The sequence below is a fragment of the Rhodococcus jostii NBRC 16295 genome, from assembly GCF_001894825.1.
Lineage (GTDB): Bacteria > Actinomycetota > Actinomycetes > Mycobacteriales > Mycobacteriaceae > Rhodococcus_F > Rhodococcus_F jostii.
This window is the reverse complement of record NZ_BCWY01000049.1, coordinates 39,118-55,466: the sequence shown is the minus strand read 5'-3', so window position 1 is coordinate 55,466 and position 16,349 is coordinate 39,118. Positions and strand designations below refer to the sequence as shown.

The following is a 16,349-nucleotide window of genomic DNA, read 5'->3' as shown; positions in this document are numbered from 1 at the left end:
GGACGACGCTCCACTTCGTCGGATGTGGCGTGCGTCTCTCCTCGACACACTGGTCTCCAGTCACAGTTCGTCAGATCAGGGGTCAGGAGCCACACGATGAGCTTTACCGGTGTCATTCCGAGCACGACCGACACACCCCGTCCACGCCGGGACGAGGACGCCGTGTCGAGCGCGGTCCTGGCGTCCGGAGGTACCACCCCGCGGTTGCGTTTCGTCGATTCCGCGGATGCACTGCCCGAGCCGGCCGCCGTCATGGTGTGGCCGCAGGGCACCCCGTTGCTCGCCGAGCTGGTCGCGCTGTTCGCCGACCTGGGGTTGCAGGTGGCGTCCCACGAGCAGCTGCCCGCCGGTGAGTCCGGCACCCCGATGGTCCACCGGTTCGACTTCAGCACCGGCGACTTCGCCTGGGACGCCGAGACTCCGGGTCTGCTGTCCGACGCCTTCGAGGCCGCTGCCGCCGGACACCTGGAGGTCGACGGATTCACCCGCCTCGTCGCCGCAGCGAACCTGACGTGGACGGACGCCGTCCTGGTCCGGGCCGCGTGCCGCTACCTGCGCCAGGTGGGGCTGGGACTGTCGGAACCCAACATCGTGGCGATCCTGCTGCGGCACAGCGACTTCGTGCGCGGGTTCCGCGACCTGTTCACCGCCCGCTTCGATCCCGCCGTGGCCGGAGCCGACCGCGACGTCGCCGTCGCCGATGCCGAGCGCGTGCTGCTCGCGGCGATCGACCGCACCGCCACCATGGACGAGGACCGCCTGCTGCGCGGACTGCTGTCGTTCACGTCGGCCGTGCTGCGCACCAACTGGTTTCGACACGACCGCACGATCAGCGCCGCCCCGGCGGCGTTCAAGATCGACCCGTCGCTGCTGTCGCTGTCCGCGGCCGTGACTCCCTACCGGGAGATCTTCGTGCATTCGCCGATCGTCGAGGGCAGCCATGTCCGCAGCGGCCCGGTGTCGCGCGGCGGCCTGCGCTGGTCGGACCGCAAGGACGATTTCCGCACCGAGGTTCTGGGTCTGATGAAGACGCAGCACGTGAAGAACTCGCTGATCGTCCCGATGGGCGCGAAGGGCGCGTTCGTGGTGCGCACCGAGACGACCCCCGACGCGGTCCGGGCCGCGTACACCAGTTTCATCGACGGACTGCTCGACGTCACCGACGACATCGTCGACGGCGAGGTGGTGCATCCCAGCGACACCGTGATCTACGACGACGCGGACCCGTACCTGGTGGTGGCCGCCGACAAGGGCACCGCCCGATTCTCCGATCTGGCCAACAGCATTGCGACGCGGCGCGGGTTCTGGCTCGGTGACGCGTTCGCGTCCGGCGGTTCCGCCGGCTACGACCACAAGGCGATGGGCATCACGGCGCGCGGCGGATGGGTGTCCGTCCGCAGGCATTTCGCCGAGATGGGCAAGAACGTCGACACGGACGCGTTCACCGTGGTCGGTATCGGCGACATGTCCGGGGACGTGTTCGGCAACGGCATGCTGCTGAGCCGCGCGATCCGACTGGTCGGCGCGTTCGACCACCGGCACATCTTCCTCGATCCCGAACCGGATTCCGAGGCCTCGTACCGGGAGCGCGAGCGCCTCGCGACCGTCCCGGGCAGCAGCTGGGACGATTACGACCGCAGCCTCGTGTCGGCGGGCGGCGGCGTGTGGCCGCGGACGGCGAAGAAGATCCCGCTGTCTCCGCAGGTGCGTGAACGCCTCGGCGTCACCGCCACCGAACTGCCTCCGCACGAGGTGGTGAAGGCGCTGCTGACCGCGGACGTCGACCTGCTGTGGAACGGTGGAATCGGCACGTACGTCAAGGCGTCGACGGAGGTTCACGCCGACGCCGCCGACCCCGCCAACGACGCTGTCCGGGTGGAGGCGGCCGACGTGCGCGCCGCCGTGATCGGCGAGGGCGGCAACCTCGGTCTGACCCAACGCGCCCGCATCGAGTACGCGCTGCACGGCGGCCGGATCAACGCCGACTTCATCGACAACGCCACCGGCGTCGCCACCTCGGACCGCGAGGTGAATCTCAAGGTCGCGCTGGACGCGGCCGTGGCGTCGGGTGAACTCCCCGCCGCGGAACGGAACACGCTGCTCGCCCGGGTCCAGGACGAGATCGGCGAATCGGTGCTCGCCGACGCCGCCTCCCAGACGCTCGCCATCAGCCTCGCCGAAGTACATGCACCGTTCCTGCTCGGGCGGCACGAGCGACTCATCGAGAACCTCGAGCGGGACGCCGGCATCAGCCGGGCCGCCGAGGTCCTGCCGTCGGCGGCGGAACTGTCGGCGCGGCACCGCGCCGGCCAGGGTCTGGTCCGGCCCGAGATCGCGGTTCTGCTCGCACAGTCGAAGAACCTCGTCGTCACCGAACTGCTCGCCTCCCCCGTCCTCGACGACGCCGTGTTCGACGGTGTGCTCGCCGACTACTTCCCGGCGTCCATCCGCGAGCGCGTCCCCCAGCAGATCAGTGGTCACCGGCTCGCCCGGGAGATCGTGGCCGTGCTCGTGGCGGGCGACATGATCGACCGGGTCGGTCCGGGCCTGATCCACCGACTCGAGGAGCGCCTCGGCGTCGGCACCCCCGAGATCACCGTCGCGTACGCGGTAGTGCGTCAGGTGTTCGACATCGACCGCCTGTGGAACGAGGTCCTCACCCTGCCCGGTGCGTCCCACCGCACCCGGCTGAACCTGCACTTCGGCATCCAGGACCTGATCGAGCGCACCACGTCGTGGCTGCTGCGGCACCGCACCGCGGGCACGGATGCGCAGGCGCTCATCGAGCGTTTCGCGAAGCCGGTCCAGGAACTCGCCGCCGCGCTGCCCCGCCTCACCGGGGCACCGGCCCAGGACCTCGGGACGCTGCGGATCCTCGCGCAGGCCTTCGCGCTGGAGACCACCGCGCAGTCGCTCGGCCTGCCGATCACGCAGGTCGCCGAGACGTACCGCGAGTTCGGCCGCGTGGTCGGACTCGACTGGCTGTCGGAACGGTTCTCCGTCGGCGAGACCGGGACCGCGTACTGGGAGGCGATGGCCGGGGCCGTCCTCGTCGACAACCTGCAGGAGCACTGGCACGGCCTGATCGGACTCGTGCTGCGCGACGCCTCCCCCGCGACGTCCGCCGCCGACGCCGTCGCCGGCTGGCTGACCGAACACACCACCGCCGCCGACCGTCTGGCCCAGATGCTCTGCGAATTGCGGAGCCACGACCGCGTGGACAATTCGAGCATCTGCGTGATCGACGCCGAACTGTCGCTCGCACTCACCCGCCACTGACCAGATCCACCATTCGTCCACCTCAAGCACTTCAACCAAAGGAGCTCGAAAGTGCCTACTCTCCAACGTGATGTCGCCATCGTCGGTGCCGGCCCGTCCGGTCTGGCCGCGGCCACCGCGCTGCGCAAGGCGGGGCTGTCCGTCGCGGTCCTGGAGGCGCGCGACCGCGTCGGAGGGCGCACCTGGACCGACACCATCGACGGCGCGATGCTGGAGATCGGCGGCCAGTGGGTCTCCCCCGACCAGACGACGCTGATCTCGCTTCTCGACGAACTCGGCCTCGAGACGTTCGACCGTTACCGCGAGGGTGAGTCCGTCTACATCTCCGCAGCCGGTGAGCGCACCCGCTACACGGGCGAGTCCTTCCCCGTCGACGAGACGACGCGCAAGGAGATGGACCGGCTTATCCAGATCCTCGACGACCTGGCCGCGCAGGTGGGGGCGGAGGAGCCGTGGGCGCACCCGCTGGCCCGCGAACTGGACACGATCTCGTTCAAGCACTGGCTGATCGAGCAGTCCGACGACGCCGAGGCCCGCGACAACATCGGCCTGTTCATCGCCGGCGGCATGCTGACCAAGCCGGCGCACTCGTTCTCGGCACTGCAGGCCGTCCTCATGGCCGCGTCCGCCGGATCGTTCTCGCACCTGGTGGACGAGGACTTCATCCTCGACAAGCGCGTCATCGGCGGCATGCAGCAGGTGTCGATCCGGATGGCGGCGGCTCTCGGTGACGACGTCTTCCTGAACGCCCCCGTCCGCACCGTCCAGTGGAGCGAGCAGGGCGCGGTCGTCCTCGCCGACGGGGACATTCGCGTGGAAGCGTCCCGCGTCGTGCTCGCCGTCCCGCCGAACCTGTACTCCCGCATCTCCTACGACCCGCCGCTGCCGCGCCGCCAGCACCAGATGCACCAGCACCAGTCGCTGGGACTCGTCATCAAGGTGCACGCCGTGTACGAGACCCCGTTCTGGCGTGAAGACGGACTCGCGGGCACCGGATTCGGCGCCTCCGAGGTCGTCCAGGAGGTGTACGACAACACGAACCACGAGGACACCCGGGGCACCCTCGTCGCCTTCGTCTCGGACGAGAAGGCCGACGCGATGTTCGCGCTGAGCGAGGAGGAGCGTCGCGCAACGATTCTCGGCTCGCTCGCCCGCTACCTCGGACCGAAGGCCGCGGAGCCGGTGGTGTACTACGAGTCCGACTGGGGATCCGAGGAATGGACCCGGGGCGCGTACGCCGCGAGCTTCGACCTCGGTGGTCTGCACCGGTACGGGGCGGACACGCGCACGCCGGTCGGCCCGATCCACTTCTCCTGCTCGGACATCGCCGCCGAGGGCTACCAGCACGTGGACGGCGCCGTGCGGATGGGTCAGCGCACCGCCGCCGACATCGCCGCCCGCCTCGGCAAGTAACCCCGTCCGGTCATCGCCCGGCAGTCACGACTGCCGGGCGATGATCGCGAGCAGCAGTTCCGCGCGCACCCGCGCCACGTCCAGCCTGCAGTCGATCAGCGATTCGATGCGCGCCATGCGGCTGCGCAGGGTGTGCCGGTGCACGCCCATCGCCGCGGCCGCCGACTCCCAGTGCCCGTTCGCCTCGAGGAACGCCCGCAACGACCCCAGCAGCTCCGTGCCGTTGGTCCGGTCGTAGTCGTCGATCGGTGCGATCATCGTGTCCGCCAACGAGTTCAGCACCTCCCGCGTCGCGCTGAACGCGAGCAGCGCACTGCCGGTGAGCGCCGCGAACTCCAGCGGCTCGGCCCCCGATTCGGCAGCCGACGCCGCGAGCTGGGACTGTTCGATGGCCGCCACGAGTCCGGCGACCTCCCGCCTCCCGCTCAACCCGGCACGAATCCCCTTCCGCTCCGGCGCGGACAGTCCGCGCAGCATCGTCCGCGCGAAGTCGACGTCGTCGGTTCCCCTCAGCAGTACGGTGACCCGCAAATCCTGACGGCGGGAGAAGAGCTGCCGTCCGGCCTTGTTCATGGCCACCGCGACCGCGACCTCCACCCGGTCCGCGAGCGCAGGCGTCTCGGCGACCACCGTGAGTCCGCGCACCACCCCGTCGGTGTCCGCGGCGTGCCGGATCTGCGACCAGGCGGGGGCGAGATCGCGATCCTCCGTGAGCAGCAGACCGAGGGCGTGGGAATTGAGCCGGTTCTGCGCGGTCCTGAGCCGGACCGGTTTCTCGAAGTCCAACGCGAGCAACGAGTTCGCGTGACCGAGCAGGATCTGGTCGACGTGACTGAGCGCGGTGGGACTGATCACGGCGAGGTGGCCGTGCGGTGTGCTGCCGACGCTGATCTGCTGCACCGTGATCGACGCCCCCGACCGCGCCAGCGACACACTGCTCGACGCCCCGCCGGTGCCGGCCTCGAGCACCTCCCGCAGTTCCCCGAGCACGTCCTCGGTGGGCTGCGCCGGATGCGATTCCAGCACCCGCCCGGACAGGTCGAGGAGCAGGACGGTGGCCGCCGTGGCGACGGCCAGTTCGCGCACGGTGGCGCCGGTGCCGCCCTGGATGACGGCGCGCGTCATCCGCGGTTGCGCCCGCGATGCCCGCAGCACCGCCTCGTACTCCTGCTCCGCGAGACGGTTCATGACCCTCTTGACCACGGCCGCGAACGGAGTCGGCAACGGCACCTCGAGGAGCGGCAGTCCGATCTCGTCGGCGACGGCCACCAGATCCGCGGGCACCTCGGGATGGGAGAGTCCGGTGCCGAACCCGACCGCTGCTACCCCGGCGTCGCCGAGGCCGCGCAGGTATCGGGCCCGGTCGGCGGCGGTCAGCGGGAGCCGGATGCCGGTGGTGAGGAGCAGTTCTCCGCCGGAGAGCCATCGGAAGGGGTCTTGCAGTTCGGTGGTGTGGGCGAACGTGATCTCGTTGCCGAGACCGGCGGCGCCGCCCTTCAGTTCGAGAGCCAGGTCCGGCTGGGACAACATCCAGCGAACGGGGACGGTCATGTCGGCTCCTGCGCGGTTGCGGTCTGGTCCGTGTCACCCTGACCGGTCGGAATCGGGATGGCGCTGGACAAGTTGGCCAGCTGGACACGAACGGCTACTCCATTGTGTCAGACGCCGACCTCGAACAACGCCGAAACGGAACATTAACGAATTGAGTTCGTTTGCCCCCTTGCGTACAGGGCGAGCTCTCCGCATACTTAACGAATCCCATTCGCTAAGTGACCCACGTCTCACGCGGGCCGCCACCCGAGACACGGAGTTGTCCTTGTGCCACCGCAGGAACCCCACGTGACCGCCGCCACCCGCGTCCCCCTGACACTCCGCCGTGGAATCGCCACGTTCAGCATCTTCGTCGTCGGCTACATCACGGCCAACCTCATCCCGCTCATGATCATCGCAATGGTCGACGATCTCGGCGTCACCCAGACCGTCGCCGGCGCCGTCCTCACCGGCTCCCTGCTGGCCACCGCCCTCGTCTGCCTCGCGACCACCCGGTGGGCGTCCGGACGCTCCCGCCACCTGCTCGGCCGCGTCAGCCTCGTCGTCATGGCCGCCGGGTTCGCCGTCGCCGCCACCATCCACTCGGCACCGGTCGCGTGCGTCGCCATCATCGTCGGCGGCATCGGCGCCGGCGGCGCGGTGGCGGTCGGCGGCGCGGCACTCGCCGCGCTGAACAACCCGAACCGGGTGTCCGGGATCAACGGACTCGTCAACCGCACCGCCGTCACCGGCGTCCTGGCGCTGATCCCGATCCTCGGACTGCACATGACCAATGCCTTCGGGATCGTCGCGGTGCTGGCGCTGGCCACGGCCTTCACGATTCCCTGGTTGCCGTCCGCCCCCGCGGTCGACGACGACCAGCCGAGCGCGGCGCACACCCGAACCCCGTTGCCCGAGGGCGTCACCGAGAAGAAACTGGCCGTCGCCGGGTTCTCGCTCCTCGTGCTCTTCGCGATCTGGGCGATCGGCGAGGACTCGCTGTGGGCGGTGTCGGGCATCATGGGCGCCGAGCACGCCTCCCTGACGGAGCAGCAGATGGGGCTCGCCCTCAGCCTCTCGACTGCGGGCGGCATCGGCGCCGCCCTCGTCCTCACCGCGCTCGGTTCGCGGCTCGGACGCACCGCACCCACCGCCGTCCTCCTCGTCCTCGGCGCCGCCCTGAAACTGGGCTCGTGCCTGGCCACCGACTCGACCGCGTATCTGGTGCTCATCATCGCCTGGAACACCGTGTACGCCGCAGCCTTCATCTACGTGGTGGCCATCGCGGCCGCAACGGATTCGTCCGGCCGCTGGTCGGCCCCGTTGCTCGGCACCTATCTGGTGGGTTCGGCGTTCGCCCCGCTCTTCGGGACCCTCGTGACCGGCGCGGTCGGCTACGTCGCGTTCGGCTTCGTCCTCGCCGGCATCAGCCTCGTCCTGCTCGTGCCGATCGTCGCGATCGCCCGACTCTCGACTCGCACCGAGCAGGCCTCCGCATTACCCGGACAGGATCCCACTGCCCGGTACACCACCTCGACTGTCGTCTGAGGGAAAGAGAGAGAACAGCATGAACACGGAGACGACTCACTACCGGGGCGGCCGGATCTTCACCGCAGCCGAACCCGCCTGGGCCGAGTCGATGATCGTCCGGGGCGAGCGCCTGACCTTCGTCGGCGACACCGCGACGGCCGACACGCTCGCCGGGGACGCCCGCGTCGTCGACCTCGGCGGAGCCTTCGTCCTGCCCGGTTTCATCGACGCGCACACGCACCTGCTGATGATGGGGCAGGCCCTCCAGAAGCTGGACCTGCAGAGCGCCGCCGACCTCGGCGACATCCAGGACCGCATCCGGAGGTTCGCGGCCGACGATCCGGACGCACCGCGAATCCTGGGACGCAGCTGGCTGTTTCCCGCGCTGGGCGGTCACCCGCCGACGCGGCAGATGATCGACGCGGCGGAAGCCGATCGTCCCGTGTACCTCGATTCGAACGACGTGCACTCGGCGTGGGTGAACACCGCCGCGCTGCGCGAACTCGGCATCGACGCGAACACCCCCGACCCGATCGGTGGCCGGATCGAGCGTGATCCCGTGACCGGGGAGGCCACCGGAATGCTGTTCGAGACGGCGGTGACCCAGATCGTGTGGCCCGCCCTCGCGAAGTTGGTCAGCGACTCCGAACGGGACGTCGCCCTCGCGGCCGCGTTCGAGCAGTACCTCGCCGACGGTGTCACCGGGGCGGTCGACATGGCGCTCGGCGCGGACGAGGTCGAGGCGCTCGAACGCGCACTGGCCGCCGGCGGGGGCACGCTGCCGCTGCGGGTGGCCGGGCACTGGCTGATCGAACGAACCGACTCCGAAGAGGAGAACGTCCGCCAGGTGCACGAGGCGGTGGAGCATCAGAAGCGGCTGCAGGGTCCGTGGCTGCGGATGGCCGGGATCAAGATCATCATCGACGGCGTCATCGACAGTTGCACCGCGGCGATGAAGGAGCCGTACTCGGACGGCACCAACGCCGAGCCGATCTGGGACCTCGCCTCGCTGGCACCGGTGGTCGCCGCGGCGGATGCCGCCGGCCTGCAGGTGGCCATGCACGCCATCGGTGACGAGGCGTCGGAGATCGCGCTCGCCGCACTCGAACAGGCGATCGCCGCCAACGGGATCCGCCCGCGTCGGCACCGGATGGAGCACCTCGAGACGATCACGAAGGACAACGTGCAGCGGCTTGCGCGCCTCGGCGTCGTCGCGTCGATGCAGCCGGTCCACGCGGACCCCGCGATCCAGGACAACTGGCGTGCCATGCTGGGCGACCACAGGGTGGAGCGGGCGTTCCCGTGGACCGAGATGACGGCGGCCGGCGCCGTCCTGGCATTGGGCTCGGACGCACCGACGGCACCGCATCCACCGCTGCCCAACATGTACATCGCGACGACACGCAAGTCCGCGATCGATCCGACGCTGGCACCCAACCTGCCCGAGTACGCGCTGCCGATGGCCGACGCGCTCGCGCACGCCACCCGCGACGCCGCCTACTCCTGCCGGTGGGACGACCTCACCGGACAACTCGTCGCGGACAAGGCCGCCGATTTCGTCGTCCTCGACGGTGATCCGTTCACGGCGGGCACCGATTCCCTGCTCACCGCGCGGGTGCAACTCACCGTGGTGGCCGGCTCCGTGCGGCACGAGGCGGAGGTGGTCGGCAGCCACCACGTGTAGCCGCCTCGCTCAGTCCTGTTCCGCCCCGGCTGCTTCCGTGACGGTGCAGCCTATCTGTTCACAGAACGCCAGCATGGCCGTGCGCGCGGCATCGACCGTGATGAGACTGTTGCCCCCGACGATGTGCAGACCGTACGCGTCCTCGAGGGCCACCAGATTCATTGCTGCCTGGTCGATGTCGCCGCGCACGGCGAACTCCCCCGCCGCCTGACCGTCGCCGAGGACGGCGCGGTACGTCGCGAGTTGCCGCAGATACATCTTCTGCACCAGTTCGTCGTGCAGCGCCGAAGTGCCTGTCATGAAATCGAATTCGTAGAGCAACCGCATCAGGGTGTCGTCGGGGCCGCTCGGCAGTCCGGCGTCGATCGCGGTGCGCAGCTTGGCGGCGTACGACGACTGCGCGGCGACGGCCTCGTCCCGCAGATCGCAGTAGCGCTCGGTGCCGGCCCGATGGGCCTCGACGAGGAGCGAATCCAGATCGTCGAAATAGTAGAGCAGTGCGCCCCGCGTCAGACCCGCCCGTTTCGCGACGTCGGTCAGCGACAGCGACCTGAGCCCGTGCGCGGATCCGGCCTGCAGCGTCGCCTCGATGAGTTCGGAACGCCGCTGTTTCTGAGTGTTCGGTCGCGCCATGCCGTTGACACTAGCCGACGTGATCTGTGACACTCGGCCGAGTTGTTTGACGGACTTGTCAAAAAACTATTCGCTCCTCGTCCCCTCCCCGAACGGACACCCATGGACCAGACAGCCCGGCCTCCGACCGTCACTCCCCCCACCGCACCCGGCACCTACGAGGCCTCGCTCTCCCGCAGCATCGGCGTCGGCGGCAACATCCTCATCACCCTGTCGTCGATCTCGCCGGCGTCGAGCGTCTTCATCCTCGGCGGCGCGGCACTCGCCATGTTCGGCACCGGAGTGTTCTGGGCGTTCCTCGTCGCCGGCATCGTGAGCATCCTCATCGCCTTCTGCTACGCCGAACTCGCCTCCGCGTATCCCGTCGCCGGCGGCGACTACTCGCTCGTGTCGCGCGCACTCGGACCGGCGTTCGGCGTCGCGACGTTCTTCATCAGCCTCATCTCGCTGCCGCTGATCATCGCGGTCTTCGCCCTCGGGGTCGCCGACTACCTCGGCGTCGCGATCCACGGCCTGTCGCCGCAACAGACCGCGCTCGTCGTCGTCGTGATCACCACCGTGACCGCGTGTTTCGACATCCGGACGAACGCCTGGCTCACCGGGGTCTTCCTCGGCGTCGAAATGGCGGCCCTGGCCCTGCTCACCGTCCTCGGATTCGTCCACATGGAGCGTCCGCTGACCAGCCTCCTCAGCCCGGAGGTGCTCGATCCGAGCACCGGACAACTCGCGCCCCTCGCGATCTCCGGGCTGATGCTGGCCGTCACCCAGGGCATCTTCGCGTACAACGGGTACGGCGGCGCCGTCTATTTCGCCGAGGAGACCAAGAACGCGGCCCGCTCGATCGCGAAGGCGGTCATCTGGAGCGCCGTCATCACCGTCGCAACCGAACTCGTCCCGCTGATCGCGATCATGGTGGGTGCCCGCTCCCAGACCGCACTGTTCAATTCCAGCCTTCCCGTCGAGGCGTTTCTCACCGAACGCGCCGGTCACGCCGTCGCGATGGTGGTTCTGCTCTCGATCGCCCTCGCCGTGATCAACGCCATCATCGCCATCACGCTGCAGGCGGGCCGGCTTCTCTACGCCGCAGCTCGCGATCGCGCCCTGCCCCAGACGATCGCGGTGCCTCTGCAGGCGGTCAGCACCAAGGGCCGCGTCCCCGTGCTCGCCACCGTCGTCATGGGCGCCATCGCGTTCGCCGCGTGCTTCGTCCCCCTCGACGTGCTGCTCACCGCCACCGGGTCGACGCTCACCTTCACGTACCTGTTCATCGCGCTGGCCGCGATCAACCACCGCCGCGGCGACACCGACCGCCCCGGCTACCGCATGCCGCTCTGGCCACTCGCGCCGGGAATCTGCATCGCCGCACTCGGCCTCGTCTTCGTCGTCACGCTGCTCGACCCGGAACAGTGGCTCAGCCTGGGCATCTCCCTCGGCCTCGTCGCCGCCGGCTTCGCCTACTACGCCCTGTACCTGCGCCCGCGCAAGAACACCCACCTGCTGCTGCTGAACGCCGCCCCCGAGGAGACCCCCTGATGCTCGACCTGCTGCTGACCAACGGCGTCGTGCGCACCTTCGACACCCCCGGCTGGGCCGAGGCCGTGGGCGTCGCGGACGGCCGGATCCGGTACGTCGGAACCACCGAGGACGCCCCCGCCGCCCGGCGAACCATCGATCTGCGGGGACGGCTGCTCACCCCTGGCATCATCGACAGCCACAACCATCTGCTTCTCGGCTTCGACCCCGACGCAGTGAGTCTCGAAGGCGCACACGACCTTCCCGAGGTCCGGCGACGGATCGCCGCGCACGCGGCCGCCCGCCCCGACCTCGACTGGATCTGCGCCGAGAACGCCGTCTACTCCGTGGTGAGCGGGCGCCGCCCGAACGCCGACGACCTCCGCGGCCTCACGGACCGTCCGGTGTTCATCACCACCTACGACCAGCACTCGGTGTGGCTGAACGACGCCGCCCTGCGGGTGCTCGGCATCGACCGGGGCACACAGATCCCTTGGGGGCGACCGGAATTCGACGCCGACGGCGCACCCACCGGCTGGGTCACGGACTTCTACACCAGCGCGATGACCCGCTCCGGTCTGGCCGGGCTGCAACGCGACATCCCGATGTACTCGCCCGACCGCCGATACTGCCGCATCACGTCCAGCCTCGAGATGGCGACCGCGAGTGGCATCACCACAGTCGTCGAACCGCAGGTCCCGCTGGCCGAACTCGATCTGATGTACCGGGCGCGCGGCGAGGGGCGGATGCATTCGCGGGTGATCACCGCCCTGTTCCATCCCGTCGGCGCCGACGCCGCGTTCCGCCGGGACCTACGGGAGGCCGTCGACGGCGCACCCGTCGACGACATGCTGCGGCTCGGGCCGGTGAAGCTGTACGCCGACGACGTGATCGAACCGCACACGGCGGCCATGCTGTCCGAATACGCGAACCGGCCGGGCCACCGCGGCGCCCCGAGCCTGCCCCCGCGGGAGTTCACCGCGATGCTCACCGAACTCGACCGTCTCGGCTTCCAGACGCATACGCACGCGACCGGCGACTGGGGTATCCGCCTGGCCCTCGACTCGATCGAGCACGCCGGCCGGGTGAACGGGACGGTCGATCGCCGGCACGGCATCGTCCACGTCGAGTGCCTCCACCCGGACGACCTTCCCCGGTTCCGGGACCTCGGCGTCGTCGCGGCGATGCAGCCGCGGCACTGCTCCCCCGACCTCGTCGCGGGAACGTGGATGGAGAACGTCGGCGAGGATCGGTGGGACCGGGCGTGGCGTTTCCGTTCGCTCGCCGAGTCGGGGGCGGCGCTGGCGTTCTCGAGCGACTGGCAGGTCGGGGAGATGGACCCGCTCGTCGGCCTGTACTCGGCTCTCACCCGCTCCGGTCTGGACGGCGGGACCGACTGGACCCCGAACGAGCGGATGGACCTGGATTCGGCGCTGCGCGCGTACACCCGCGGCGGCGCGTGGGCGTGGCACGCCGAGGACGAGCTGGGCGTGATCCGGCCGGGTGCCCGCGCCGATCTGGTCGTCTGGTCGGCGAACCTCTACACGCTCGAGCCCGGGCACCTGCTGGACCAGCGGGCCGACCTCACCCTCGTCGGCGGCGCGATCGTGCACGACGCCGACGCCGACGCGAGCACCGGGGCGGACGTGCCGTTCGCCGGCTCCGGCGCGGCAGGCCACACCTGCTCGCACGGGTAACGCCGGAGTGGACAACTCGGCGCGGCGAGCGGCGCGTCTTTCACCATTTTGTCAGCTGCCTTCCGCTTGTGAGGCAGCGCACACTTGTTCTCAGATGTTCTGCAACTGCAGGCCCAGGTCGGAACGTTCGACCGACGGCCCGCTCCGAACCACGAGTTTCGACCCCACGAGAGGAACCGGTACCGATGTCGATCGACGTACTCGAGAACTACATCAACGGTGAGTTCGTCGCCTCATCCGCGACGGAGACGCTGGACTTGATCAACCCCGTGGACGAGAGCGTCGTCGGGCGTGCACCCGTGTCCACCAAGGCCGACGTGGACGCCGCCGTCGAATCAGCCGAACGCGCCTTCGTCTCGTGGGGCAAGACCACTCCGAGCGTGCGTCAGACCGCGTTGCTGAAGCTCGCCGACGCGATCGAGGCGCACAGCGACGAACTGGTCGAGGCCGAGTGCCGCAACACCGGGCAGCCCAAGCAGGTCATCGCCGACGAAGAGATCAAGGTCGGTGCCGACCAACTCCGGTTCTTCGCCGGCGCGGCCCGCATGCTCGAGGGCAAGGCCGCCGGCGAGTACATGGACGGCTTCACGTCCTACGTGCGCCGCGAGCCGATCGGCGTCGTCGGCCAGGTCACCCCGTGGAACTACCCGTTCATGATGGCCCTGTGGAAGATCGGTCCCGCGCTCGCAGCCGGCAACACGATCGTCCTCAAGCCCAGCGACACCACCCCGAACAGCACCCTCGTGCTGGCCCGGCTGACCAAGGGGATCCTGCCGGACGGCGTCTTCAACGTCGTCCTCGGCAACGGTGAGACCGGTGCCACGCTCGTGGAGAACCCCGCCCTCGGACTCGTGTCGATCACCGGCTCGGTGCGGGCCGGCATCGCCGTGGCCGTGTCCGCCGCCCGCCAGCTCAAGCGCGCCCACCTCGAACTGGGCGGCAAGGCGCCGGCGATCGTGTTCGACGACGTCGACATCGAGAAGACCGCGAGCGGCATCGCCGAGGCCGCGTTCTTCAACGGCGGCCAGGACTGCACCGCCGCCACCCGCGTGCTCGTCCACGAGTCCATCCACGACCAGCTCGTCGACGCCCTCGTCCGCAAGGCCGAGACCCTCAAGCCCGGCCTCCCGGACGACCCGGACACGTTCTACGGACCGCTCAACAACGTCAACCACTTCAACGCGGTCAGCTCCAAGATCGCCGCGCTCCCCGCGTCGGCGAAGATCGTCACCGGCGGAAAGCGTTCCGGCGAGCAGGGATTCTTCTTCGAACCCACCGTGATCACCGGCGTCGACCAGCGCGACGACATCGTGCAGGAGGAGACGTTCGGTCCCATCCTCACCGTGCAGAGCTTCTCCGACGAGAAGGAAGCCGTGACTCTGGCCAACGACGTCCGGTACGGTCTCGCGTCGAGCGTGTGGACCAACGATCACGGCGTCACGCAACGACTGTCGGCCGCACTCGATTTCGGTGCCGTCTGGATCAACTGCCACATCCCGCTCGTCGCCGAGATGCCCCACGGCGGATTCAAGTACTCCGGCTACGGGAAGGACCTCTCCGGCTACGGCGTCGAGGACTACACCCGCATCAAGCACGTCATGAGCTCAAACGACTGACGTCGCCCCACCCCATACCCATCCACGTCACGACCCTGAGGACTGCACCAACATGAACGACATCCAGTACCGGCTGCCGCAGAAGCGCGCCCTGGTCACCGAGCTCCCCGGCCCGAAGTCGGCGGCCCTCACCGCTCGCCGCCGCGCCACCGTGGCCGCGGGCGTCGGCTCCAGCGTCCCCGTGTACGCGGCGGATGCCGACGGTGGTGTGGTCGTCGACGTCGACGGCAACTCCCTGATCGACCTCGGCTCGGGTATCGCCGTCACCAGCGTCGGCGCATCCGATCCGGCTGTCGCCGAGGCGGTCCGGGAGCAGGTCGGGCACTTCACCCACACCTGTTTCATGGTCACCCCCTACGAGGGCTACGTCCGCGTCGCCGAAGAGCTGGCCGCCCTCACCCCCGGCGATCACGAGAAGCGCACCGTGCTGTTCAACTCGGGCGCCGAGGCCGTGGAGAACGCGATCAAGGTGGCCCGCCTCGCCACCGGCCGCGACGCCGTCGTCGCTTTCGACCACGCCTACCACGGTCGCACCAACCTGACGATGGCCCTCACGGCCAAGTCGATGCCGTACAAGGCCCACTTCGGCCCGTTCGCGCCCGAGGTGTACCGGCTCCCGATGTCCTACCCCTACCGGGACCAGGACGGACTGACCGGTGAGCAGGCCGCCCAGCGCGCCATCAGCCAGATGGAGAAGCAGATCGGCGCCGACTCACTCGCGGCGATCATCATCGAGCCGATCCAGGGCGAGGGCGGATTCATCGTTCCCGCCGAGGGATTCCTCCCCACCCTGGTGAACTGGGCGCGCGCCAACGGTGTCGTGTTCATCGCCGACGAGGTGCAGACCGGTTTCTCCCGCACCGGCGCCTGGTTCGCGTGCGAGCACGAGGAGATCGTCCCGGACATCATCACGATGGCCAAGGGCATGGCGGGCGGCATGCCGCTGTCCGCGATCACGGGCCGCGCCGAACTGCTCGACAAGGTGCACCCCGGCGGACTGGGCGGCACGTACGGCGGCAACCCCGTCGCGTGCGCCGCTGCGCTCGCCGCGATCGACAGCATGCGGAAGTTCGACCTGCCCGCTCGCGCACAGCACATCGGCGACCTCGCCCTGCCGCGGCTGAACGCCCTGGCCGCCGAGGTCGGCGTCATCGGTGACGTCCGCGGACGCGGCGCGATGCTCGCGATGGAGTTCGTCAAGCCCGGCACGAACGAGCCGGACGCCGAACTGACGAAGGCCATTGCCGCCCACGCGCTCGCACAAGGTGTCATTCTGCTGACGTGCGGTACGTACGGAAACGTCATCCGACTGCTTCCGCCGCTGGTGATCGGCGACGACCTGCTCGACGACGCGCTGACCGTCATCGAGCAGATCGTTCGCTCGCTCGTCTGACCCGTGCGCCTTTTCGGTGGCCCCCGCTACCGAAAAGGCGCACGAGCACGAAGTGCCCACCC

10 protein-coding genes are annotated in these 16,349 nt (G+C 69.3%); 8 read left to right on the top strand and 2 right to left on the bottom strand.

The genetic code is table 11. From position 1 onward, the window contains the following. The first annotated feature begins 96 nt into the window (after positions 1 to 96). Together RJ1_RS27725 and RJ1_RS27720 are read left to right on the top strand one after the other, a co-directional pair. On the top strand, positions 97 to 3,279 hold the full coding sequence (locus tag RJ1_RS27725) for an NAD-glutamate dehydrogenase domain-containing protein (RefSeq protein ID WP_073365736.1): 3,183 nt from the start codon (positions 97 to 99) through the stop codon (positions 3,277 to 3,279). A 51-nt stretch (positions 3,280 to 3,330) separates the two neighbouring features. Then, on the top strand, positions 3,331 to 4,692 hold the full coding sequence (locus RJ1_RS27720; RefSeq protein ID WP_073365735.1) for a flavin monoamine oxidase family protein: 1,362 nt from the start codon (positions 3,331 to 3,333) through the stop codon (positions 4,690 to 4,692). A gap of 24 nt (positions 4,693 to 4,716) precedes the next feature. Here the strand turns inward: RJ1_RS27720 and RJ1_RS27715 are convergent, their stop codons facing one another. Beyond that, on the bottom strand, positions 4,717 to 6,243 hold the full coding sequence (locus RJ1_RS27715) for a PucR family transcriptional regulator (protein WP_073365734.1): 1,527 nt from the start codon (positions 6,241 to 6,243) through the stop codon (positions 4,717 to 4,719). Positions 6,244 to 6,531: 288 nt separating this feature from the next. Between RJ1_RS27715 and RJ1_RS27710 the strand changes: the two genes are divergently transcribed. Next, positions 6,532 to 7,770, top strand: a complete 1,239-nt coding sequence (locus RJ1_RS27710) for an MFS transporter (RefSeq protein ID WP_073365733.1) — start codon at positions 6,532 to 6,534, stop codon at positions 7,768 to 7,770. 19 nt (positions 7,771 to 7,789) lie between these two features. Beyond that, the gene (locus tag RJ1_RS27705; protein WP_073365732.1) at positions 7,790 to 9,436 is read left to right on the top strand and encodes an amidohydrolase; all 1,647 of its coding nucleotides are present in this window, start codon (positions 7,790 to 7,792) and stop codon (positions 9,434 to 9,436) included. 9 nt (positions 9,437 to 9,445) lie between these two features. Here RJ1_RS27705 and RJ1_RS27700 read toward each other — a convergent pair whose 3' ends face one another. Beyond that, positions 9,446 to 10,069, bottom strand: coding sequence for a TetR/AcrR family transcriptional regulator (locus RJ1_RS27700; protein WP_174695026.1), 624 nt, complete (start codon positions 10,067 to 10,069; stop codon positions 9,446 to 9,448). Positions 10,070 to 10,171: 102 nt separating this feature from the next. Here RJ1_RS27700 and RJ1_RS27695 point away from each other — a divergent pair, with 102 nt between their 5' ends. From RJ1_RS27695 to gabT, 4 genes are all read left to right on the top strand, one after another. Beyond that, a complete protein-coding gene (locus tag RJ1_RS27695; RefSeq protein WP_073365730.1) occupies positions 10,172 to 11,602 on the top strand; it encodes an APC family permease in 1,431 nt (476 codons plus the stop codon). Continuing rightward, complete coding sequence (locus RJ1_RS27690) at positions 11,602 to 13,278, top strand: amidohydrolase (RefSeq protein ID WP_073365729.1); 1,677 nt, start codon at positions 11,602 to 11,604, stop codon at positions 13,276 to 13,278. The genes RJ1_RS27695 and RJ1_RS27690 overlap by 1 nt, the downstream gene beginning before the upstream one ends. A 185-nt stretch (positions 13,279 to 13,463) precedes the next feature. Beyond that, positions 13,464 to 14,894: a gamma-aminobutyraldehyde dehydrogenase gene (locus RJ1_RS27685; RefSeq protein ID WP_073365728.1), complete on the top strand. Its 1,431-nt coding sequence runs from the start codon at positions 13,464 to 13,466 to the stop codon at positions 14,892 to 14,894. Between the two features lie 52 nt (positions 14,895 to 14,946). After that, positions 14,947 to 16,287 (top strand): 4-aminobutyrate--2-oxoglutarate transaminase, encoded by a 1,341-nt coding sequence (gabT, locus tag RJ1_RS27680; RefSeq protein WP_073365727.1) that lies wholly within the window; start codon positions 14,947 to 14,949, stop codon positions 16,285 to 16,287. Positions 16,288 to 16,349: the final 62 nt, after the last annotated feature.

Excerpts from the sequence above, each read along its gene's own strand:
- RJ1_RS27695 (WP_073365730.1), top strand. The coding sequence starts at position 10,172 with ATGGACCAGACAGCCCGGCCTCCGACCGTCACTCCCCCCACCGCACCC.
- RJ1_RS27715 (WP_073365734.1), bottom strand. The coding sequence starts at position 6,243 with ATGACCGTCCCCGTTCGCTGGATGTTGTCCCAGCCGGACCTGGCTCTC.
- RJ1_RS27725 (WP_073365736.1), top strand. The coding sequence starts at position 97 with ATGAGCTTTACCGGTGTCATTCCGAGCACGACCGACACACCCCGTCCA.
- RJ1_RS27705 (WP_073365732.1), top strand. The coding sequence starts at position 7,790 with ATGAACACGGAGACGACTCACTACCGGGGCGGCCGGATCTTCACCGCA.
- gabT (WP_073365727.1), top strand. The coding sequence starts at position 14,947 with ATGAACGACATCCAGTACCGGCTGCCGCAGAAGCGCGCCCTGGTCACC.
- RJ1_RS27685 (WP_073365728.1), top strand. The coding sequence starts at position 13,464 with ATGTCGATCGACGTACTCGAGAACTACATCAACGGTGAGTTCGTCGCC.
- RJ1_RS27690 (WP_073365729.1), top strand. The coding sequence starts at position 11,602 with ATGCTCGACCTGCTGCTGACCAACGGCGTCGTGCGCACCTTCGACACC.
- RJ1_RS27700 (WP_174695026.1), bottom strand. The coding sequence starts at position 10,069 with ATGGCGCGACCGAACACTCAGAAACAGCGGCGTTCCGAACTCATCGAG.